At 64.8% G+C, this 22,572-nt stretch carries 17 protein-coding genes and 1 pseudogene; 9 read left to right on the top strand and 9 right to left on the bottom strand.

Going from position 1 to position 22,572, the window contains the following annotated elements:
• Positions 1 to 344 precede the first annotated feature (344 nt).
• Both tenA and ACSFC7_RS21390 read left to right on the top strand, forming a co-directional pair.
• Positions 345 to 1,004 carry a thiaminase II gene (gene tenA, locus ACSFC7_RS21395; protein WP_436344829.1) on the top strand — a complete coding sequence of 220 codons (660 nt, stop codon included), beginning with the start codon at positions 345 to 347 and terminating at the stop codon, positions 1,002 to 1,004.
• 125 nt (positions 1,005 to 1,129) lie between these two features.
• Positions 1,130 to 1,519: a hypothetical protein gene (locus ACSFC7_RS21390; protein WP_436344828.1), complete on the top strand. Its 390-nt coding sequence runs from the start codon at positions 1,130 to 1,132 to the stop codon at positions 1,517 to 1,519.
• Positions 1,520 to 1,584: 65 nt separating this feature from the next.
• Here ACSFC7_RS21390 and ACSFC7_RS21385 read toward each other — a convergent pair whose 3' ends face one another.
• Positions 1,585 to 2,223 (bottom strand): hypothetical protein, encoded by a 639-nt coding sequence (locus ACSFC7_RS21385; RefSeq protein ID WP_436344827.1) that lies wholly within the window; start codon positions 2,221 to 2,223, stop codon positions 1,585 to 1,587.
• 191 nt (positions 2,224 to 2,414) lie between these two features.
• Here ACSFC7_RS21385 and rqcH point away from each other — a divergent pair, with 191 nt between their 5' ends.
• Complete coding sequence (gene rqcH, locus ACSFC7_RS21380; protein WP_436344826.1) at positions 2,415 to 4,571, top strand: ribosome rescue protein RqcH; 2,157 nt, start codon at positions 2,415 to 2,417, stop codon at positions 4,569 to 4,571.
• Positions 4,572 to 4,675: 104 nt separating this feature from the next.
• The gene (locus ACSFC7_RS21375; RefSeq protein WP_436348004.1) at positions 4,676 to 5,017 is read left to right on the top strand and encodes a CBS domain-containing protein; all 342 of its coding nucleotides are present in this window, start codon (positions 4,676 to 4,678) and stop codon (positions 5,015 to 5,017) included.
• A 27-nt stretch (positions 5,018 to 5,044) separates the two neighbouring features.
• Here ACSFC7_RS21375 and ACSFC7_RS21370 read toward each other — a convergent pair whose 3' ends face one another.
• Positions 5,045 to 5,329, bottom strand: coding sequence for a DUF6360 family protein (locus ACSFC7_RS21370; RefSeq protein WP_436344825.1), 285 nt, complete (start codon positions 5,327 to 5,329; stop codon positions 5,045 to 5,047).
• 271 nt (positions 5,330 to 5,600) lie between these two features.
• Between ACSFC7_RS21370 and ACSFC7_RS21365 the strand changes: the two genes are divergently transcribed.
• Complete coding sequence (locus tag ACSFC7_RS21365; protein WP_436344824.1) at positions 5,601 to 7,244, top strand: ATP-binding protein; 1,644 nt, start codon at positions 5,601 to 5,603, stop codon at positions 7,242 to 7,244.
• Positions 7,245 to 7,484: 240 nt separating this feature from the next.
• On the opposite strand, the gene ACSFC7_RS21360 is transcribed toward ACSFC7_RS21365, so the two are convergent.
• Positions 7,485 to 9,263, bottom strand: a complete 1,779-nt coding sequence (locus ACSFC7_RS21360; protein ID WP_436344823.1) for a nitrite/sulfite reductase — start codon at positions 9,261 to 9,263, stop codon at positions 7,485 to 7,487.
• 105 nt (positions 9,264 to 9,368) lie between these two features.
• Positions 9,369 to 9,683: a hypothetical protein gene (locus ACSFC7_RS21355; RefSeq protein ID WP_436344822.1), complete on the bottom strand. Its 315-nt coding sequence runs from the start codon at positions 9,681 to 9,683 to the stop codon at positions 9,369 to 9,371.
• A gap of 389 nt (positions 9,684 to 10,072) precedes the next feature.
• Between ACSFC7_RS21355 and ACSFC7_RS21350 the strand changes: the two genes are divergently transcribed.
• Positions 10,073 to 10,366 carry a hypothetical protein gene (locus ACSFC7_RS21350; RefSeq protein ID WP_436344821.1) on the top strand — a complete coding sequence of 98 codons (294 nt, stop codon included), beginning with the start codon at positions 10,073 to 10,075 and terminating at the stop codon, positions 10,364 to 10,366.
• 47 nt (positions 10,367 to 10,413) lie between these two features.
• On the opposite strand, the pseudogene ACSFC7_RS21345 reads toward ACSFC7_RS21350, so the two are convergent.
• Positions 10,414 to 10,932: pseudogene (locus ACSFC7_RS21345) on the bottom strand (hypothetical protein).
• A gap of 187 nt (positions 10,933 to 11,119) precedes the next feature.
• On the opposite strand from ACSFC7_RS21345, the gene ACSFC7_RS21340 reads away from it, so the two are divergent.
• Complete coding sequence (locus ACSFC7_RS21340; protein WP_436348002.1) at positions 11,120 to 12,187, top strand: mRNA surveillance protein pelota; 1,068 nt, start codon at positions 11,120 to 11,122, stop codon at positions 12,185 to 12,187.
• A gap of 29 nt (positions 12,188 to 12,216) precedes the next feature.
• On the opposite strand, the gene ACSFC7_RS21335 is transcribed toward ACSFC7_RS21340, so the two are convergent.
• The 3 genes from ACSFC7_RS21335 to ACSFC7_RS21325 all read right to left on the bottom strand — a co-directional run bounded on the left by ACSFC7_RS21335 (position 12,217) and on the right by ACSFC7_RS21325 (position 17,049).
• Entirely contained in the window at positions 12,217 to 12,978 is a 762-nt protein-coding gene (locus ACSFC7_RS21335; RefSeq protein WP_436344820.1) for a TrmB family transcriptional regulator, read from the bottom strand.
• Between the two features lie 12 nt (positions 12,979 to 12,990).
• The gene (locus ACSFC7_RS21330) at positions 12,991 to 16,092 is read right to left on the bottom strand and encodes an MMPL family transporter (protein ID WP_436344819.1); all 3,102 of its coding nucleotides are present in this window, start codon (positions 16,090 to 16,092) and stop codon (positions 12,991 to 12,993) included.
• 222 nt (positions 16,093 to 16,314) lie between these two features.
• Positions 16,315 to 17,049 carry an MBL fold metallo-hydrolase gene (locus tag ACSFC7_RS21325; protein ID WP_436344818.1) on the bottom strand — a complete coding sequence of 245 codons (735 nt, stop codon included), beginning with the start codon at positions 17,047 to 17,049 and terminating at the stop codon, positions 16,315 to 16,317.
• 114 nt (positions 17,050 to 17,163) lie between these two features.
• Here ACSFC7_RS21325 and ACSFC7_RS21320 point away from each other — a divergent pair, with 114 nt between their 5' ends.
• Entirely contained in the window at positions 17,164 to 18,237 is a 1,074-nt protein-coding gene (locus ACSFC7_RS21320) for a zinc-dependent alcohol dehydrogenase family protein (protein ID WP_436344817.1), read from the top strand.
• 78 nt (positions 18,238 to 18,315) lie between these two features.
• Here ACSFC7_RS21320 and ACSFC7_RS21315 read toward each other — a convergent pair whose 3' ends face one another.
• Entirely contained in the window at positions 18,316 to 19,236 is a 921-nt protein-coding gene (locus ACSFC7_RS21315; protein ID WP_436344816.1) for a hypothetical protein, read from the bottom strand.
• Positions 19,237 to 19,559: 323 nt separating this feature from the next.
• Between ACSFC7_RS21315 and ACSFC7_RS21310 the strand changes: the two genes are divergently transcribed.
• A complete protein-coding gene (locus ACSFC7_RS21310) occupies positions 19,560 to 22,484 on the top strand; it encodes an ATP-dependent helicase (protein WP_436344815.1) in 2,925 nt (974 codons plus the stop codon).
• The last annotated feature ends 88 nt before the right edge of the window (positions 22,485 to 22,572 follow it).

Raw genomic sequence — 22,572 nt, 5'->3', positions numbered from 1 at the left:
CTCGCCTCTTAGTCCGAGTAAAATAACGAGATGGTACATAAAATTTATACCGTGTCGTCTGGCACGATTAGCTGCCGACGCCCGTCGGCACCGTTGTCATCACTCCCCAAACCGACAGCGGCACACCGAGTTGCCTCTCGGCGCGCCCGCACTCCCCGGTTCGTTCCTCCCCCACCGAACGAACTTCGGCGCGTCGATTTCCGTTTCCGCCGTCTCGCCGATTCCCAGCGCGGTTCGGTTCTCGTTGGTTTCCGTCGACTCGAGTGCAGTTTGCCGTTCGCGAGTCGTATTAGCGTCTTGTATTGGCTGGTTATAATACCGTGGAACGCCTCGGTCGAGACACGATGGCCTTCAGCGACCGACTGCTCGCGGACGGTGAGCACGTGTGGGCGGCACAGAAAGACCACCCGTTCGTCCGCGAACTCGCGGCGGGAACCCTCGACGAGGCGGCGTTTCGCCACTGGGTGAAACAGGACTACCGGTATCTGCTCGACTACGCGCGGCTGTTCTCGATCGCCGGCTCGAAAGCCCGCGACGAGGAGACGATGACCCACCTACTGGGCGTCGCCTACGAGGTACTGGATCACGAGATGGACCTCCACCGCGAGTTCGCCGCCGACTACGGAACTAGCCGTGAAGAACTCGAGTCAGTCGAGAAGGCCCCGACCTGCGTCGCCTACACCAGTTTTCTCGTTCGAACGGCCTATGAGGGATCGATCGCCGAAATCGCCGCGGCGCTCTACCCCTGCATGCAGGGCTACCTCGACGTCGCCGAACACATGGCGGAACTGGCCGCCGAGGAGCATCAGTACACGCCCTTCATCGAGATGTACACCGGCGAGGAGTTCCGCGAGGCCACCGCGTGGTGTCGGGAGTTCGTCGATCAGTGCGGCGAGCGGTATCCCGGCGAGCACGACGCGATGCGCGAGGCGTTCCTCACGAGCGCGAAACTCGAGTATCGATTCTGGGAGATGGCGTACACGCTCGAGGGGTGGGAGCTGTGACCGGAACGCTCGAGGCCTCGACGCCTCGCCGTCCGCTCGCCGGGCTCGAGACGCCGAGTGCCGGCCGATTCTCCCGGGGCGACGGGTTGTGAAAGTGTTTTTGACCGTTCACGTCAATCCGTAATATGGTCTCCCGTGACACGTCCGTCCACGTCGGTGCCGTCCTCCTGGGAATCGCGGTCCTCGTTATGGTCGAATACGTCGGCATCGGGCCGGCGGAGGGGCCGACGCCGGTCTCGGTGTTCCTCCTGTTCTACGGCCTCGTCCTCGGCGGCGCACACTTCTACCTCGCCGTTCGCGGCGAGGACGGACTGGTCCCGGTCGACGCGCGGTGGCGGTACGTCGCAATGCTCGCCGTCCTGCTCGTCGCCGGCGCGGTGGTCTTTTACGGCGGCGAGCGAACCGTCGCGACGGTGGAACTCGAGATGGTCGGCCTCGCCGCGATCGTCCTCACGCTGCTCGCCTACTTCGTGAGCGAGTCGGTCGCCGGCTACCGCGCGTCCCGCTCGCAGTGAGCGGGTCGATTCTGGGGACCGAGAACGACGGCGTCCGAACCGACGATTTTCCCTTCGCCGGGGGCTCAGTCGATCGTGACCTCGAGCTCCAGAATCCCGAGATACGGCGGTGCGTTGCCGCCGCTCTGGCGCAACTCGGTCGCGCTCGAGCCGATGTACTCGTAGAACTCCGAGGGGGACTGCGGGATCACCGGCGTGCCGTCGTCGCGCTTGAGATACGCCGGAGCGTCGGTCTGCTGGATTCGGTCGACGCGCTCCTCCCAGTCGCTGCCGGCGTAGAGGAAGACGCCGAAGGAGAAGCGACCCGCGGCGAGGGCGTCGTGTTTCGAGTCGAACATCGTCGCCTCCTCGGTCTTGTACTCCTCGTCGGTCACCCACGCGAGCGCCGCCACGTCGTCGGCCTGGAGGAGATAGAGGTCCCACCCGAGCTGGGCGTCGAACACCGCCCACGTGTTTCGCGGGCCGATCGTGTCGACCTCGAGGCTGAACGCGGGGCGACTCCGCGACGGCTCGTGGACGAAGGTCGCGTCGTACCCCGGTGCGCGGATGCCCCGGTCGTGGTAGACGATGCCGTCGACGGGAATGTCCGCGTCGAGGTTCGCGACGATCTCTCGAACCGAGAACGCGCCTTCGTCCTCGAGGTGGTCGACGAACGTGGGGAACCTGGAGACGCGCTTCCACGGCCGGTCGTCGGGTTGGCTCATGGCTGGCGGCCTCCGGTAACCCGTTCGCGCCGCTGGACGCGGCTCCCGTCCCGCTTCCGTCCGGCGTCGACAGTGTCGCTCATACGGTGACGAAGGAGGTCGGCGCGGATTAGTGTTTTCGACTGTGATTTCGGCTCGTCGCGGCCAGGCCGGAGCGACACGCCTTTTTGACAGCGCCGGGCAGTTATGATATGGATCCAAAGCGGGAGCTTACGAGCGTCGACCTCGCCGCCCTCGTCGGGGAACTCGGGACCTACGAGGGAGCGAAGCTCGACAAGGCCTACCTCTACGGCGACGATCTCGTCCGACTCAAGATGCGGGACTTCGATCGGGGCCGCCTCGAACTCCTCATCGAGGTCGGCGAGGTCAAACGCGCCCACACGGTCGCCCCCGAGCGAGTGCCAGACGCGCCCGGCCGGCCGCCGCAGTTCGCGATGATGCTCCGAAATCGGCTCTCCGGAGCCGACTTCGCCGGCGTCGAGCAGTTCGAGTTCGACCGCATCCTCGAGTTCACCTTCGAGCGCGAGGACGGCACCACCCGGATCATCGTCGAACTGTTCGGACAGGGGAACGTCGCCGTCACCGACGGCGAGTACGAGGTGATCGACTGCCTCGAGACCGTTCGCCTGAAGTCCAGAACGGTCGTTCCGGGCTCGCGCTACGAGTTCCCCGACAGCCGGACGAATCCGCTGACGGTCTCCCGGGAGGCGTTCGACTACGAGATGGAGGAGTCGGACACCGACGTCGTCCGAACCCTGGCGACCCAACTCAACTTCGGCGGGCTCTACGCCGAGGAGATCTGTACCCGTGCGGGCGTCGAGAAGGCGATGAACATCAGCGACGCCGGCGAGGACGTCTACGACCGCCTCTATCAGGCGATCGAACGGCTCGCGCTCGACCTCCGCAACGGCAACTTCGATCCGCGACTGTACGTCGAGGACGGCGAGGATGAAAACGGAGACGGCAGCGAAGACGGCGCCGATTCGAGCGCCGAGCGCGTCGTCGACGCGACGCCGTTCCCGCTCGAGGAACACGTCGAACTGGCGTCGGAGCCGTACGACTCCTTCCTGAGCGCGCTCGACGACTACTTCTTCCGCCTCGAACTCGAGGAGGAGGGGGAGCCGGATCCGACCGATCAGCGGCCGGACTTCGAGGAGGAGATCGCCAAACAGGAACGGATCATCGAGCAACAGCAGGGCGCGATCGAGGGCTTCGAGCAGGAGGCCGATATGCTGCGCGAGCAGGCCGAGTCGCTGTACGCCGAGTACGGTCTGGTCGACGAGATTCTCTCGACGATTCAGGAGGCTCGCGCCCAGGACCGGCCCTGGGACGAGATCGAGGAACGCTTCGAGGCCGGCGCGGAGCAGGGCATCGACGCCGCGGAGGCGGTCATCGACGTCGACGGCAGCGAGGGAATCGTCACCGTCGAGGTCGACGGCGAGTACATCGACCTCGAGGCCGACCAGGGCGTCGAGCAGAACGCCGACCGACTTTACACCGAGGCAAAAGGCGTCGAGGAGAAAAAGGAGGGGGCGCTGGCGGCCATCGAGAACACCCGAGAGGACCTCGAAGAGGCCGAGCGTCGCCGCGACCAGTGGGAGGCCGACGACGGCGAGGACGAAGCCGACGAGGACGAGGCGGAGCGCGAGGACCGAGACTGGCTCTCGATGCCTTCCGTTCCGATCCGCGAGAACGAGCCCTGGTACGATCGGTTCCGCTGGTTCCACACCAGCGACGGCTACCTCGTGATCGGCGGGCGCAACGCCGACCAGAACGAGGAATTGGTGAAGAAGTACCTCGAACCGGGCGATACGGTCCTCCACACGCAGGCCCACGGCGGCCCAGTTACCGTGTTGAAGGCCACTGATCCCAGCGAGGCGTCCTCCTCGGACATCGAACTGCCGGAGTCGAGCATCGAGGAGGCCGCCCAGTTCGCCGTCTCCTACGCCTCCGTCTGGAAGGACGGCCGCTACGCGGGCGACGTCTACGCCGTGGACTCCGATCAGGTGACCAAGACGCCCGAGAGCGGCGAGTACCTCGAGAAGGGCGGCTTCGCGATCCGCGGCGATCGAACCTACTACGACGACACGCCGGTCGGTGTCGCGGTCGGCATTCAGTGTGAGCCCTACACGCGCGTCATCGGCGGCCCGCCGTCGGCCATCGTGGATCAGGCGGCGACGACGATCGAACTCGAGCCGGGTCGCTACGCCCAGGCAGACGCGGCCAAGCGGCTCTATCGGCGCTTCCGCGAGCAGTTCGAAGACGAGTCGTTCGTCCGCAAGATCGCCAGCCCGGACCGGATCCAGCACTTCATGCCGCCGGGTGGCAGTCGGATCGCGGACGAGTGATCGATTCGGAACCGTCGTTCCCGCTGACGGACGCAAAGTCAATAATCCTCGCCGACGAATCCGTACGTATGTCGCCTGGTAACAGTACTCGCGTCGAAGAAGTAATGTCGACGCCGCTCGAGACCGTTTCGAAGAACGCGACGATTTCGGAGGCCGCGACGGCGATGCGCGAAAACGAGATCAACGCACTGGTCGTGGCGACTGACCCCCCGTCGATCATCACGAGCACCGATCTGGTGGCGGTCGCCGCCGACGGCCGTGATCCGACCGCGGTGCAGGTCGCCGACGTGATGACGGAGTCGGTCGAGACCGTTCCGCCGGACATCTATCTCGAAGAGGTCGCCGCGATGATGACCAGTCTCGGCATCGGACACCTTCCGGTCGTCGAGAAGGACGACTACGTCGGGATGGTTTCCTCGACGGACGTTACCGCCGAACTTTCCTGAGACGACAGGGCTCGCTTCCGTCCGGGGCTATCCGTCGCTCGCGTCATCGACGCGGTCCGCGTGTTTCTCGAGGTCGGCCGCGAGCGTTCGGGCCTGATCGGGGGTCAACTCGAGTTCCTCCATGTGAGCGGGAAGGTGCTCCTCGGTCATGTTGTCGAGTTCGAACTGCAGTCGGACGCAGTCGGGGACCTTCTTATCCGAGGTCGCGTTCGCGACGGCGAACGCCTCGGTTTCGAACTCCTGTCCCCTCGCGACGGCGTCGACGAGGTCGAGCGTCGTGTAGGCGTTGACTTTCATCAGTCGGTCGGTCATGTCTCCTGAGAGCCGTCGAACGCACTTAGGCGACTCGACGGGAGCCGGAAACAGTCGCTGCGGGGCAATCGGAGCGAGTCGTTGCAGGGAAACAGCGGACGGTATACGCTTCCGGCATTCGATCGCCCCTCGTGAAACTCACGGTAAATACGGGTGATACGTGTAAAATTCAGTACAGAGGAGGCACAAACGATGATATACGTGTGATAGCCCTCTCCAAACCGATGTGGATGGAACAGTCCTTTCAGTCCGTCCCCCGTGTTGAGAGACGATGAGTGGACGGGACGGATCAAGCGACTCTCAGAGGGATCTGTTGGCCGAACTCGGATATCGTGAAGATGCCTTGCAACAGGCCTCTGAGATCATCTCACAGACTGATCAATCGTTTATCGAACAAATCGACGATCTTTTGGAGCTCGTTCGTGACGTGGTTGGAACGGACTACGCGACCTTTTCGTGTGTAGAGGACGACACCCATATCTTCGAGGCGGTCGACGTACCGGCCGATGCCGACCTGCAGGCGGGAGAGACGGTTCCGCTTTCGGAACTCCCGAATTGCAAGCGCGTCGTCGAGAGCGAACGGACACTCGTTCTGCGGGACGTCGAGGCAGAAGCAACGGAGTTAGCGGACCCGACCTGGGGAATTGCCTGTTATCTCGGGGCACCGGTGTTCGCCGGCGACGAGGTCTACGGAACCTTTTGCTTCTACGGGATGGAGGCACGAACGGAGGAGTTCTCCGACTGGGACGTGACGTTCGTCGAATTCGTCAGTAACTGGGTGAACTCCCAACTTGCACAGAGAGAGCGTGAGCAGTCCTTACGCGACGCCAAGTTACAGATGGAGGCCGCGGTAGAGGCCGGAACGGTCGGGACCTGGGAGTGGCACATTCCCGACGACCAGTTCGTCTCCGGACCCTCGTTCGCCGAGACGTTCGGCGTCGACCCGGACGCGGCCCGAGAGGGCGTCTCGCTCGACCAGTTCGTCTCCGCCATCCACGAGGCCGACCGCGATCGGGTCGAACGACGGATCGAGGAAGCCATCGAGTCCGGCGGCGAGTACGAGGAGGAGTACCGCGTCTGGAACGAGGACGACGAACTCCGGTGGGTCATCGCCCGCGGGCACGTCGAGTGTGACGAGGACGGGAACCCCGTTACCTTCCCCGGCGCACTCATCGACATCACGGAGAGAAAGCACGCTGAGCAACAACTCGAAGCTCTGAACAGCCGATTGAAGCGGTCGAACGAACGGCTCGAACAGTTCGCACACGCGGCCTCGCACGACCTGCAGGAGCCCCTCCGGATGGTCTCCAGTCACCTCCAGTTACTCGACAAACGGTACGGAAACACCTTGGACGAGGACGCCCACGAATTTCTCGAGTTCGCCGTCAACGGCGCCGACCGTATGCGCGCGATGATCGACGGACTCCTCGCATACTCGCGGGTCGAGACGCAGGGTGCCCCGTTCGAACCCGTCGACTTGAACGATGTGCTGGCGGACGTGCGAACTGACCTCCAGCGGCAAATAGCAGAAAGCGGTGCCGAGATGACCGTCGAGACCCTCCCTCAGGTCGAAGGGGACGGTCACCAACTCCGTCAACTGTTCCAAAATCTGGTGGAAAATGCGCTCGAATATAGCGGTGATGAACCGCCCAGTGTCCACATCTCGGCCGAACGGGAGCGACAAGAGTGGGTCATTGCCGTCCGTGACGAGGGCATCGGCATCGAGCCTGCCGATCGAGACAGCATCTTCGAGGTATTCCACCGGCTCCACAGCCGTGTCGAGTACGCCGGCACTGGTATCGGACTCGCGCTCTGTCGACGAATCGTCGAGCGCCACAGTGGTGATATATGGGTCGAGTCCGAACGCGGAGAGGGGTCTACGTTTTTCGTTTCTCTTCCGAAGTCCCAAACGTAAACGCGTATCTCCGTTCGGCGGTTTTGCAGGCAGATGAGCGGGTGGTAACGGTAGATTCGCACACGTGCCACCGGACCTGACGTTTCAGTTTCGAACTGGCTGATAGAAATCAAACTCGTCCGACCATCCACCGATAGTCGGAACGAGTCGCTGCGGAACGGCCGAAAACGTCGTCCGCAGATCGTAGTCGCGCGCGGTCGTCGCGGTTGCACACGACCACGGCCCTCGCAGTCGCGCGGGTTAGTCGTCCGACGGGATCGGCGTCCCGTCGGCGCGAGCGGGCGCGGGACTCTCGTCGAGGTCGTCGTCCTCTGCGTAGGGGTACCACGTTCGCTTCGTGTTGTGCATGTACGGATCGTCGTAGTCCGTCTCCTCGGGCTCGATCAGTTCGGCGAGTTCCTCGTCGTCGCGGTCGGCGACGAACTCCCGGAAGCTCTGTTCTTCACTGTCGCGCGCTTCCGCGAAGTTCTCGAGCAGGTTCGCGATCGCGCCGGGGACCTCGTCCGCCGGGACCCGCTCGGTGACCCACGAGGCGAACTGGGGCTCTTCGCCGAGGCCGCCGCCGAGGCCGATGTCGAGCGCCTCGACCGGTTCGCCGTTCTTGCGCGTCTTCATGCCGCGCAGGGAAACGTCGGCGATCTGCGGCTGGGCGCAGGAGGCCGTACAGCCCGAGAGGTGGATGTGGAAGTTCTCGACGCCCTCGGGGAGGGAGACGTTGTCCGTGAGCCAGCGGCCGAACCGGACCTGCCGGTTCTTCGTCTCGACGATCGAGAGCGAACAGAACTCGGTGCCCGTACAGGCGATAGAGCCGCGCTGGAACGGATGGGGGTCCGGACTGTAGTCCTCGAGCACCGGTTCCGCGCGCAGGTCATCGACGTTCTCCTCGGCCACGTCGGTGAGGATGATGTTCTGGCGCTGGGTCAGGCGAACCTCGCCCGAGCCGTGCTCTTCCGCCGCGTCCGCGAGCGCGTAGCCGTCGTCGACGCCGATCCGGCCGACGAGGACGTTCAGTCCGGCGTAGTAGTCGCCGTCGACCTGCTCGTGAATGCCGACGTGGTCGTGTTTGCCGTCGGCCTCGCCCGCGTTGTACGAGTAGGACTCGCGCAGGTCGTCGCCCGCGGTCTCGAGTTCGAAGTCCACGTACTCCTCCTGGAGCGTGTCTCGGACCGTCTCCGGCCCCCACTCGTCGACGAGGAACTTGATGCGCGCGTTGTAGCGGTTCTCGCGGTCGCCGTGGTCGCGGAACAGGGCCGACAGTCCACCCGCAACCTCGACGGCCTGCTCCGGCGTGGCGAAGACGTCGATATTGCGCGCAAAGCGCGGCTCGTTGCGCGAGAGACCGCCGCCGACGCGGACGTTGTAGCCGGTCACCGACTCGCCGTCTACCTCCTTTTCGGCAGGCTCGAACGCCAGGTCGTTGATGTCGCCCTGTCCGCAGCCCTCGTCACAGCCCGTTACCGAGACCTTCCACTTGCGGGGCAGGTTCGAGTGCGCCTCGTTCTGCTTGAACGTGTCGTGCAGTTCGGTCGCGAGCGCGTCGGCGTCGACGTGCTCGTGTTTGTCCTTACCGGCGACCGGGCAGCCGACGATGTTCCGCCAGGAGTCGCCGCAGGCCTGGACCGTCGAGAGCCCGGCGTCCTCGAGTTGCTCGAAGATTTCGGGGACGTCCTCGAGACGGATCCAGTGGAGCTGAATCGCCTGTCTGGTCGTCACGTCGAGCCAGCCGTTGCCGAACTCGGGGTTCTCCGCGGGCCCGCGGGAGAACTCGTCCGCGATTTCGACGATGCGTCGGAACTGTCCGGGCTCGAGGACGCCACCCGGCGGACCGATTCGCATCATGAAGTACGATTCCTGGCCCGCTCGCTGGTGGTACAGGCCGTACCACTTGAACCGCTCGAACCAGGCGTCCTGTTCGTCGTCCGGGATCGATTCCCACCCTTCCTCGGCGAAGTGCTCGATTTCGGCGCGGATATCGGTCCCGTAGAGTTCGTCCTTCCACTGTTCGACGTCAGTAGGCATTGGATCCGTTATATGGCGGGGACGTATAAGCCCCTCCGTCTGGCGTCAGTTTGCCCCGGTTCTCGCCGGTCCCGGACACCCTTGCCAGTATCGGTCCGCACCGTCTCAGTGCCCGGGTTCCACGATCGATTGGACGCTCTCGGGCTCGTACGGTTCGAATTCGCCGTCGACGATGCGGCCGATGGGCAACCGATCGATCGAGTCGCGGGTGCCGCAGTCGAGACACTGTCCGACGGCGTCCGCGGTCACGATCGAGCCGTCGACGCCGACGTCGACGAAGCCTTCCAGGAGGACGTACGCGGGCTCACAGCTACAGAACACGCCTCGAGAGAGGGTCCAGACGTCGCTCACGCTCACCTGCCGGCTGTCGTTGACGCTGATCCACGCGCCGTCGTCGAGCGTTCGCAGTGCGATCGGCATACGACCGGTTGGGCCGCGACGGATCTTCATCCGTCGACCAGGGCAATGCTTACCGATTCGACGACGCGTGTTTACCCGAAAATCGCACGAGGGCGGTCGCTTCAGTGACGACCGCGCAAACCGGGATAGCGGATAGCCTTTCCGATACGTCCGACCGGTGGGTCGGGACGGTGCAGTTCGTCGCCGGCCCGATCACGAGTACGCCGGGGACGGGAGACTCGTCACTGCCGGGACGAGCGACCCACTTTCGCACACCAGTACTACGCTGTACCGGCACCTGCGGGCGGATTCACCGGAGACGCTACTCGAGGGAACCGCGATAGCACCCGTCGAGTCAGGCTGCACGTGCCGGGCCCAGGCCTACACCGCCGACGGTCGACGCGTCGACCATGGTAGAACTGGATACCAACACGGAGACCGATCTCGAGCTAGGCAAGGCCACGATCGTCTACGAGACGGCGACCGGAGACCTCGAGCGAGCCACCGTCGACAACGACCACATCGCCTATTTTCAGGACCACTGGCTGTTCGCGTACGGCACCGACGACGACGGCAACGACGTGGTTCGCCGCGTACCGAAGGAGCGGGTTCGACTCGTCGAACGCTCCGTCGAGGAGATCGAGGACACGTTCGAGACGGCCGTCGACAAGACGAAGGGGAAACTCGAGGATCTCGTCGACTGATCGCCTCGCGATCGCGGGAACATGAGGATCGGTCGGTCACAGATACGTTACGACCGCTCGTCGGCTTCCGCGCGCTGGTGTCGGTCGACCTCCCCGGCCCAGTCGGCTTCCGACTCGTCGTAGGACGCACCGAGGGCGATGAGGAACCCGGTGATCGCTGTCACGACGGCGACGGCGCCGACGGCGATGGGGGACACGGACCCCGGCAGGACCTGTGCGGAGGTGAGCAGCGAAACCGCGGTCACGGCCGCGATCAGTGCGAGCAGGCGACCGAAGCGGCCGGTGTCGAGTCCGTCGCTGGTATCGCCGGTGCCGGTGTCCAACAACTCGTTCAGGATCCCGTCGTACTCGTCGTCGCTCGAGACGTTGCCGAGCGAGTGAATCGAGTGGGCGACTCACAGTCCCGCCGTGAAGTTGAGCAGTGCGACGAACGAGACGAGTCCCATCTGTCCCGCGATGAACAGTCCCGCCAGGACCGCGTTGACGAACGCGAGCACCATGACCGCGTGGACTGCGAGCGAGCGCGTGCCGAACGCTTCGAAGAACTGGACGTGTGTGAGTTTCACACACACGATTAGTTCCCGATGGGGATACCGCACGTCCCTAACTATGCCAAACGGTCCCAATCGTGACTGTGAAGGGTTCGGTACGAACCGTGACCGGATGGACCCGGCGTTAGGCGATCTCGACTCGAGTCGACCGCCCGCTCGAGGGATCGCAGCCCACTTACCGATACCGCTCGAAGCCACGCCCATGCAGATCAAAGACCGGGAGCAGGTCGAGGGCGGGCGCGAACGGGTGACCGTCGTCCCCGAGAGCGTCGACGACCTCTGGCACCTGCAGTACGTCCTCGAGCCCGGCGACCGCGTCGCGGGCGATACGACCCGGCGGATCCAGCGCAACGACGACCAGATGCGCGATACGGGCGGCGAGCGCGAACCGATGTGGGTCGCCATCGCCGTCGACGACATCGAGTTCCACAAGTTCGCCAACCGGCTCCGCGTGGGCGGCGAGATCGTCGCCTGCTCGCGGGAGGACCAGTTAGGGTTTCACCACACGCTGAACGTCGAGGAGCGCGAGGAGCTCTCGATCGAGAAGCGGTTTAAACCGGATCAGGAGGCCCGACTCGAGGAAGCCGAGGAGGCCACCGAGAACCCGGACGTCGCCATCGCGACCGTCGAAGAGGGGCAGGCCCACGTCCACACGGTCGCCCAGTACGGCACCGAGGAGCGAGCGACGATCACCGGCACGACCGGGAAGGGCGAGTACTCCCGCGGGCGCTCGGAGCTGTTCTCGGAGCTCGCGGACGTTCTCAAACGGCAGGACGTCGACGCGATCATCCTCGCCGGCCCCGGCTTTACGAAACAGGACGCCCGGAAGTACATCGAGAACAACGAGCCCGAGGTCGCCGAGAGAATTACGATGGTCGATACGGCCAGCGTCGGCGACCGCGGCGTCCACGAGGTACTCAAACGCGGGGCCGTCGCGGACGTCCAGCAGGAGACCCGCATCGAGAGCGAGGCCGAGTACATCGACGAACTCACCCGACGCATGGCCGAGGGCGCGAAAGCCGCCTACGGTCCCGACCAGGTCCAGCAGGCCGCCGAGTTCGGCGCAATCGAACGCCTGCTCGTCCTCGACGACCGACTCCAGAAAGAGCGCGGTCCCGACGGCGAGTGGGCCGTAAGCGTCGACGAGATCGTTCGCACGACCGAACAGAAAGGCGGCGACGTGACGGTCTTCTCGAGCGAGTTCCCGCCCGGTCAGCAGCTCTCGAACCTCGGCGGCATCGCGGCGCTGTTGCGGTACCGACTCGAGTGACGGCGGCGGACGGATCGACCGGTTCTTCGTCAGTCCGATTCGGGGCGTAGCTCGTCGCTCGCCTCGATCAGTTGGATCAGCACGGACGCGAACAGCGACCCGGAACTCCAGATCGCCGTCTCGCTGCCGTCGTCGTCGACCACGCTCAACAGGAGGCTGTCGTCGTCGACGATGATAATCCGTCCCGATCGCTGATCGTCGGTGCGGTACGACGGCGGCCGTTCGGTCTCGACGCCGTCGATGGCGCCGAGTCGTTCTCGAACCGCATCGGTCCGGCTGATCACGAGAATCGGGACGCCGGCCTCGGCTCGTTCCGCGAGAGCGCGCTCCGTCGACTCGGTGATGAACTCCGTGAGGCGCGTTCCGAAGACGATCTGTTCCTCGGCACGCGAGAGGAGGTCGACGACGCGATCGTCGACGCGATCGCGGCTCCGAACGGTCCAGATGTCCTCCTGGGTCTCCTCGTTCGCCGGCTCCCGTTTGACCGCATCCACGTAGTCGAACGCCCGTTCTCGTTCGCGATCGAACCGTCGCTCGAGCGTTTCCTGCGCCTCGTCGATACTGACCGGCCGGTAGCGGATCGGGCTCGACTGCTGGACCTCGAGCAGCCCGCGATCCTCGAGACTCTCGGCGACGCTGTACACCTGCGAGCGAGGCACGTCGGTGACGCTGGCGACGTCACGGGCGGTTCCGGACCCCAGCCGATGTAAGGCGATGAAGACCTTGGCTTCGTAGCTGGTGAGTCCGAGTCGTTCGAACGCGTCGACGGCCTCACTTTCGTCGTCAGTCACGTGTATTCCCTCTCAATCGTCTCTCGTGTCGCCTTCCATTTCGGTTTCGGTCTGGGCGTCGGTCCCGCCGTCACTCGCGGTCGGCGTGCCGGCGATCGATCCCGGCGTCTCGAAGGAGACGTCCGGCCCGAAGTATCGCGTCCAGAGCACCAGCAGCGTCGGCAGGACGATGACGCTCGCGAGGAACGAGTACGCGATCGTCAGCCCGGTGATGATCCCGAACTGTCGGAGCACGGGAAGGATGGCGAAGGCGAGCGTCCCGAACCCGCCGATAGTCGTCGCGGCGCTGCCGAGCAGCGCACCGCCGGTTCCGGTGACCGTCGTGTGCATCGCGTCCCAGACGTTGCCCTGGCGCTCGAGTTCGAGCGTGTACCGGGCGCTGACGTGGATGCTGTAGGCCACGCCGAGTCCGATCGTGAGACTGGTGATCATCCCCGTCAACACGTTGAACGGCATGTTCAGAAGGTGCATCGTTCCCAGAATCCAGCTGACGGCGAACGCGACCGGCAGCAGGGTAACCGCCCCCAGCGTCGCGCTGTTGCCCGTCAGCCAGTAGGCCGCCGTCAGGAAGCCGAAGACGGCCACGAGCGTAATCATCAGACTCTGGAGGACCGTATCGAGCAGGTCCTGTTCGACGATGTGACTGACGATCGGATCGCCGGTCGCGATGGCGTTGAGTTCGCCGTCACCGGCGTTGAGGTTGCGCTGGTCGCCGGTCCCGTCGGCGTCGATCGTTCCTGCGATGGCTCGCATCTCGTCGGTCGTCTCGTCGAAGCCGGCGTCACCCTGCGTCGAGATGATCAACCGAGCCGACTCGTACTCGCCGTCGTCGGTTCGGTAGAGGACGGTACTCGCAGCCTCCTCGTCGGCTTCGAACAGTTCGTCGTACAGTTCCTCGAGGTTCTCGTCGGGGACGCCGTCGCCGTCAGTCGCGGCCTGGTACGACTCGTTGAACGAGTCGTTCTGTGCTGCCGTCTCTTCCATCACCGATATCGGCCCCTGCACGTCCGCCTCGCCGTTCGGGAGCGTGTAGACGGTGTTACTCTCAGCCGCTTCGTCCTGGGCGTCTGAGAGCCGTTGTAAGGCGTCGTCGTCGGTTATATCTCCCTCGACGAGGATCTGCGCCTGCGTGTCCTGGCGCTGGAAGTTCTCGTTGACGAATTCGAGGTTATCGGCGGCCTGGTAATCTCCGGGGGCCATTCCGCCCGGCAGGTGTTCGGTCCAGCTCGGCGGGCTCTCGGCGAGGAAGTCCTCCTCGTCGAAGCTCGTGTCGACCTGACTCGCGCCGTAGACGCCGCCGGCGGTGAGCAACAGCGCGGCGATCAGGACGATCATCGGGATCTTTCGCGCCGCGGTCGACCCCAGCGTGAGGGCGTTGCTGAACCGTCCCTCACCGGTCCCGAACGCGCGCTTTCGGCGACTCATCCCGCGCGACTCGAGGAACGAGTCGACCTCGACTTTGATCGCGGGGATCAGCGCGCCGAAGACGATCATCGCGGCGAGGATCCCGAAGGAACTGATGATGCCGAACTCCCGGATGGGGCCGATCGGACTGACCAGATTCGCGAGGAACCCGATCGCGGTCGTCGCCGTGACCCAGACGAGGGCGACGCCGACGCCGGCGAGCGCGATCGTCATCGAGCCGCGGACGGTGCTCGAGACACCGTCGCTCTCACGCTGTTCTCGGTGTCGCATGAAGACGTGTATCGCGTAGTCGATGGAGAGCCCGATCAGCAATACTGGAACCGCGATCATCATCTGATTGAACGCGATTCCGGCCCAGCCCATGAAGCCGAACGTCCAGACTAGGACGGCACCGATTCCGGCGACACCCAGAGCGATGTCGAGCGGGTCCCGGTAGGCGACGATCAGCGCGATGACGACGAACAACAGCGCGAGCGGGCCGACGATCGCGAGACTGTCGCCCATCGAGCGGTCGATCTCGTCGGTGATGACGCCCATCCCGAAGATCATGTAGTCCTGGTCCTGCTGGTTGGCGAGTTCGCGCAGGTCCATCTGGCTCTCGAGAACCCCTCCGGTGTCACCGCCCATCCCCATCGCGTCGCCCTCCATCTCCTGCATGACCATGGTCATGCGAGCGTCCGCCTGGGTCGATCCGGGTTCGTACGACGACGCCATGAAGCCGAGCGCCGCGGCGTCGTCGTTCTCGTCGTCCGACAGCGCGTCCGTCAGGACGTCCTCGAACTCGTCGTCGTCGAGTTCTTCGAGGGCTTCGATCTGCTCGTCGAGCGACGGCTGTTCGTTCTCACCCTCCTGAAGTGCCGCCTGTTCCTCCTGGAACTGTTCGGAGTCCTCCTCGAGTTCGCCGTACTCGTCCTCGAGGACGCCGAACGTCGCGCCGGCGGAGACGTCTTCGAAGCTCTCGGTCAGCTCCTGATATTCGTCGACCTCCTCGTAGTCGTCCGTCTCTTCGCGGATCTCGATTCGATCGGACTCGATCGCCCGAGCCTGTCCGACCATCTCCTCGTACTCGGCGGTCTGCTCGTCATCGAGTGCGGCCGCCTCGGCTGCGCCCTCGACGGTGGCCTCGATCTCGGCTTCGGTCTCCGCAGCGCCCTCCTCGTCACCGGCTGCGAGTTGCGCCTCGTACCGGTTGTGGAGTTCGATCGTCTCGTTGAGACCGTCCTCGAGCGCGCCGCGTCGCTCGTCGAGCGCCGCCTCGCGCTCCTCGAGTTCGGCACCCTGCGCTTCGAGTTCCGCGACCTGTTCTTGGCTGATCGCCGTGAACGCGACGATGTTCTCGACGCCGGTGATCGAGTCGTTCTCGACGAGCGTCTGGTTGATCGACTCGTTCGCGCGGATCCCTTGCTGGAACTCGAGTGACGCGATCAGTGACTCCTGCGTGAGGACGTTGTCACCCCTGGTTATCACCTGTACCGACGTCGTATTCTCGTCACCTTCGGATTCGAACCGGTCGTTGATATCCTCGAGCGCCTGTGCCTCCGGTGATTCGCTCTCGAACTGATCGAGCGACGAGTCGTCGTCGACCATCGGCATCCCCGCACCGACGAGCGCCGTCGTCAGTAGCAAGGCGACGATGACGATTCGGGAGTGGTTGGTTACCACGTCCGCGAGACGGTTCGGGATACTCATCCGCTCACCTCGTCGAAATCGGCTAACTGAGTACAGGGGACCATGCTGTTGTTACGATCCTACAAACTCTCGCTATATACCTGTTCGGATACGAATGTCAGCGTGTGTATTATTCGCACGAGAGCACATCTTCGACTGACGGATCGTGATCCGCGTCTCGTGATCGGTGTGGATAGCACAGAACGCGGACGGATTCGCAGTTGAATATCAAGTCGGGTCCGATTACTCGACCGAGATGGTCTTGAGGTCCTCGGCGAACCGTACGTCGCCGTCGTAGTGGGTCTCGATCGATTCGAGCATCTCCTCGTGTCGGCCGTCGGTGTGCGGATAGAGGTGGGTTAGATAGACGCGGCCGATCTCTCGGCCGGCCAACTCCTTCCCGAGCGTCTCCGGCGTCGGGTGGTTCGAGACGTCGACGTCGTCCGGGAACGAACAGTCGTGAGCCAGAATCGCCGATCCCTCCGCGAAGTTCGCCAGTCCGGCGAAGGCCTCGCTGTCGCCGCTGAAGGTGAACAGGTCGCCGAAGCGGTAGGCCAGGCACGGCAGCGAGTGTCGGGTCTCGTAGGCCGAGACGTCGAACCCCGCCACGGAGAACTCGCCGGGGACGACCTCGCGAACCTGCAGGTCGAGTTTCCCTTGCATGTACTCGTGGACCTCGAGCAGGTCGTCGAGCAGCGCCTTCGTTCCCTGCGGACCGACGACCTCGAGGTGTTCCTCGCCGGCGAGCCAGCGGGCTTTCATCAGCGGGAGCAGGTCGGCGACGTGATCCAGGTGGTGGTGCGTGAGGAGCACGGTCGAGGCGCTCTCGTAGCCGACGCCGGACTGCTGGAGTCGGTGGAGCACGCCGGATCCGCAGTCGACGAGCAGGGTTCGGCCGTCGTCCTGGACGAGGATTCCCGTCTGGAATCGTTCGCCCGTCGGCATCGCGCTGCCGCTTCCGAGAAAGGTGACACGCATACGGGACACTCACACGGCCTGGCCGATAAGCGTACCCTCTCCGGAGCGCAGCGGACGGCGATTCGCCGCACACCTTCCGGATAGATTAACACGTCACCGCTCGACAGCCACGGTATGCGCGCTGCAGTACTCGAGGCCTACGGCGAACCGCTGTCGATCGAGTCGGTGGATCCACCGGACCTGGCTCCCCACGGGATCGTCGTCGACGTCGAAGCCTGCGGCATCTGCCGGAGCGACTGGCACGCCTGGCAGGGCCACGGCGAGTGGGCCGACGATCGGGTGCCGCTCGGACAGATCCTCGGCCACGAGCCCGCCGGACGGATTTCACGGGTCGGCGAGCGCGTCGACGCGCTCGAGGAAGGCGACCGGATCGCGATTCCGTTCAACCTCGGCGACGGCTCCTGCTATCAGTGTCGGAACGGCCACGGGAACGTGTGTGAGGACGGCTACGCGCTGGGATTCGAGTCGAGCGTTCCCGGCGCGTTCGCCGAGCAGGTCCACGTTCCCCGCGCCGATTTCAACGTCGTGACGCTCCCCGACGGGGTCTCCGCGGAAGCGGTCGCCGCGCTGGGCTGTCGGTACGTAACCGCCTTCCACGCGCTCGCGCATCGGGCCGACATCGACGCCGGCGACTGGGTGGCCGTCCACGGCTGTGGCGGACTGGGGCTGGCTGCCGTTCAGATCGCGAGTGCCCTCGGCGCACGCGTGATCGCGGTCGACGTCCGCGACGAGCCACTCGCGATGGCGACCGATCTCGGGGCCGAGGAGACGGTGAACGCGGCGGAACTCGAGGGCGAGGAGTTGGACGTATCGGAAGCGATCGAGACCATTACTGCGGGCGGCGCACACGTCTCCGTCGACGCCCTCGGACGCGCGGAAACGTGTCGCAACAGCGTCGACTGTCTCCGCATCCGCGGCACGCACGTCCAGATCGGGCTGACGACGGCCGCCGAGAAGGGGGAGGTGTCGCTGCCGGTCGACGAGATGACCCGCTGGGACGTCACCGTCGTCGGCTCTCGGGGGATGCCGCCCTCTCGCTACGACGAACTGCTTCGGATGATCGATTCGGGCGCGCTCGAGCCCGAACGGCTCGTTACGCGACGGGTGGAACTCGAGGACGTGTCTGACCGACTCGCGGCGATGACCGAGTACGAGACTCGAGGCGTCGAAGTCGTGACGGAGCTGTGACGTCGTCTCTCCGATCGTCGGCGACCGTACGCGTCTCCCGACGGGAACGGTCGCTCTCACTAACTGGCGGACGCGTCCCTACCGCTCTCGATCCGCTCTGACCCGAGTGCTAACGGTTCGGTCCGTTTGATCGAACAGGAACCGATCGTACCCATCGTACGTTCCCAGCATGGGTTCGGCGCTGGTCGTGTCGATTCCGATGATCCGCGATTCGTCCGTCTCCTCGTACTCGTCGGCGGCGTCGTTCGGGTCGTAGACGGCGAACGTGACGGCGGTCTCGCTCGCGTCGTAGTCGTAGAGGAGCACGTAGTGGGCCTCGAGTACGTTTTCGCCGGTGATCGTCACGCCCGCCGAACCGAACTCGTCGATCGCGTCGCGGAGCGCTCGCGCCTGCGACCGGTAGTCGATCCACGCCGGTCGGAGGAGCGCCCGCCGCCGGAGCCACGACTCGAGGTCGACGAACTGGCTTCGGTGGAACCGCTCGATATCGTCTCGGACGGGCGACGAGGACCGATCTTCGAGCGGAGCGTCGACGTGTTCGATCTCGCTCGTCGAATCGCAATCGACGGGAACGGCGGACGGCTCCTCGAAGTACCACTGCGCCGTCGCCGCCATGCCGTAGCAGTACCCCTTCGTTCCGAACAGCCGGTTGGCGTTCGCGTAGAGGTGGGCTGCGAGCGATCGAATCCAGCGTTCGGAGACGCCGTCCATCGGGAGGCCGAACTGACTTCGGACCGTCCCGTCCCACTGAGCCGTCAGATACTCGCGGATCTCGCTCTCGGAAACGAAATCGTCCGGTTTCGGAGCGGTGGGTGGCGTCGAGTAGTTGTCGAACCCGAGTCCGTCGACGGCCGGATCGAACTCGACTTCGCCGGAGGACGACGACGATTCCGACTCCGAATCGAACGGCCGGCGCTCTCGCGCCGCGACGGACAGCGCTCCCGCTCCGGCCGAGAGCGAGAGCCCGCAGAGCAGATTCCGACGCGTTAGGCGAGTCATGGACTATTCAGGGTGCGTTCGGATGACTCGACCGGTCGGGTGTCGTCCGCGGTCGCGCTATCGAGACGACGGTCGGGCTACCGATGGCCTCGACAGTCGACCGGACGGACGTCTCACGAGTCCGATCCGGTCGGACTGGCCGTCGAGAGATCGGGTGCCGTCGTCGAGCCGTCCTGCGCTTTGGGTCGTCGTCAGTCTGGTACATATACGACGGGGTTGCGACTGCCGGCACGCGTGCTCGTCTCGCCGATCGGTCGAATCGGTCGTCCACTTTCACTCCGCTGACCAAACCCTCTTCCCTCCCGCCCCCCGAGTCGACGATAATGAGCGGGAACGACGGCCTCGAGTTGCCGGTCGCCGACGACGACCTCCCCTTCGATCCGGCGTCCACCACCATCGAGGACCGCGACGTCTTCGACCTCCTGGAGCCCGCAGTTCAGGAGTGGTGGCTCGAGGAGTTCGGCGAGTTCGTTCCCGAGAACGAGGGCTTTTTCACGCCGCCACAGCAGGGTGCGATTCCGAAGATCCACGAGGGGACGAACACGTTGATCTGTGCGCCGACGGGATCGGGAAAGACGCTCAGTTCCTTCTGTGCGATCATCAACGAACTCTACAAGCGCAACCGCGAGTCCGAAGATGTCGACGGACGGGGGCCGTCTACTCGGGAGACGGACTCTCCCGACGGCCTCGAGAACTCCGTCTACTGTCTCTACGTCTCGCCGCTCAAATCGCTCGCCAACGACATCCACCGGAACCTCGAAGTCCCGCTCGAGGGCATCGAGGAGATCGTCGAAAATCGCGACGACGACGCGGAGCTAGGGGAGATCCGCCACGCCATCCGCCACGGCGACACCTCCTCCTACGAGCGCCAGCAGATGCTCGAGGAGACGCCCCACATCCTCAACACGACCCCCGAGACGCTCGCAATCTTGCTGAACTCCCCCAAGTTCCGCGAGAAGCTTCGGACGGTGGAGTACGTCATCGTCGACGAGATTCACTCGCTGGCGGCGGGGAAACGCGGCACCCACCTGTCGGTGAGCCTCGAGCGACTCGAGGCGTTAGTCGACCACGACATCACGCGAATCGGCTGCTCGGCGACGATCGAACCGCTCTCGCAGGTCGCGGAGTTTCTGGTGGGATGCGAGGCGCGTAGCGCCTCGGGACGTGCGAACGGTGAGGAACGAACCGTGAGCCGCGAGGAGCCGGGCGGCGAACCCAGCGAGGTGCCACGCACCTCGGGAGAGCGAGCGGAGAATGCAATGAGCCGCGAGCCCCGCCCGTACGACATCGTCGACGCCCGCTTCGCCCGCGAGTTCGACATGCAACTCGAGTGTCCGACCGACGACCTGATCAACACGTCCCGCGAGGTCGTCCAACAGCGGTTCTATCGGATGCTCCACGAGCACATTCAGGACCACACGAACACGATCGTCTTCACGAACACCCGCTCCGGCGCGGAGCGAGTCCTGCACAACCTCCGCGAGGGGTTCGACGCCTACGACGAGGAGAACTCGGGCTGTCACCACGGCAGCCTCTCGAAGGAGGTCCGACAGGATATCGAGGGCCGATTGAAAGACGGAGATATCGAGGTGGTGACAACCTCGACGAGCCTCGAACTGGGGATCGACATGCCCCACGTCGACCTCGTGGTCCAGGTAGGGTCGCCGAAATCGGTCGCGTCTCTCCTCCAGCGCGTCGGGCGAGCGGGCCACCGCGTCGGCCAGACGGTGACGGGACGGATCGTCGCGCTGGATCGGGACGAACTGCTCGAGTGTGCGGTCATGCTCAAAAAGGCCGAGGAGGGGTTCGTCGACTCCGTCTCGATCCCCGAGAACGCCCAGGACGTCGCCGCCCAGCACGTCTACGGGATGGCCATCGCGGACATTCGGCCCGAGTCCGACCTGAAGGCCATTCTGCGGCGCGCCTATCCCTACCGGAACTACACCGACGACGAGTACGAATCGCTGATGCGGTACCTCACGGCCGAATACGCGGGTCTCGAGGATCGCAACGTCTACGCGAAGATCTGGCGCGACGAGAACGACCCGCCCGACGGCGAGCACCACTACGAGGAGTACCCCGTCGGCGAGACGCTGATCGGCAAACGGGGGCGGCTGGCGCGGGTCATCTACATGACCAACATCGGGACGATTCCGGACTCCTTCACCTGCGACGTCTCCACGCGCGCCGGTGACGAGTGGGTCGGCCAGTTAGACGAGAGCTACCTCGACACGCTCGAGAAGGGCGACGTCTTCGTTCTCGGCGGCGACCACTTCGAGTACCGCTACCGTCGAGGGTCGAAGGTGTACGTCGACCGCACGAGCGCGCGGCCGACCGTCCCCTCGTGGTACTCCGAACGGCTGCCGTTATCGTACGACCTCGGCCGCGAGATCCTCGAGTTTCAGGGGGAACTCCTCGCTCGCTACGACGCGGGCGGTCCGCCGCGAGTCCGCGCGTGGCTCCGGAAGTTCCCGCTGGACGACGACAGCGTGCGGGCGATCGCGCGACTGTTCGAACACCAGTTCCGATACGCGGGTGCCGAGAGCGTGAGCACCGACGACCGCCTGGCCATCGAAGTCGTCCGCGACCGCGACGAGTACGAACGCCACTACTACGTCCACTCGCTGTACGGTCGGCAGTTCAACGACGGCCTCTCGCGGCTGCTGGCCTACCGCTGTGCCCAGGAAGCGACTGCCAACGTCCGCGTGGCCGTCGCCGACAACGGCTTCGTCCTCTCGATGCCGCTCAACCGCAAGGTCGATATCGAGGGGATCGTCGACGACCTCGAGCCGGATCAGGTGCGCGAGGACCTCCGGGCCGCGCTCTCGGACACCGACCTCCTTCAGCGGTACTTCCGGATCAACGCGACGCGGTCGCTGATGATCCTCAAACGCTACAAGGGCTACGAGAAGTCCGCGAGCCAGCAGCAGGTCTCGAGCGAGATGCTACTGGGCTTCGCCGAGGACCTCGAGGAGTTCGCGGTCATCGAGGAGACCTATCGGGAGATCCTCGAGGACAAACTCGACGTCGCGGAGATCGAGGACTTCGTCGGCGCGCTCGACGCCGACGACATCACGATCGAACGCCAACTGCTGGACTCGCCGACGCCGCGGGCGTTCGGATTGGCCACCCTCTCGGCCAGCGACGTCGTCCTCGCTGAGGACGAGAGCGCCGCCTTACAGGCGTTTCACGAGCACGTCCTCGACGAAATCGGCGAGGGGTCGCTGCGGGGACTCTCTTCGGAGTGAGCGAACCGGCTCGAGTCGGTTGCCGTCCGCGCCGACCGGTATCGACGTTCCGCGGGAATCGACTCCGCGTGCATTCGACGGCGGTCGT

The organism is Natronorubrum halobium (genome assembly GCF_051351675.1).
Classification (GTDB): domain Archaea; phylum Halobacteriota; class Halobacteria; order Halobacteriales; family Natrialbaceae; genus Natronorubrum.
The sequence above is the reverse complement of the archived record's forward strand: the minus strand, read 5'-3'. Positions and strand labels throughout refer to the sequence as shown.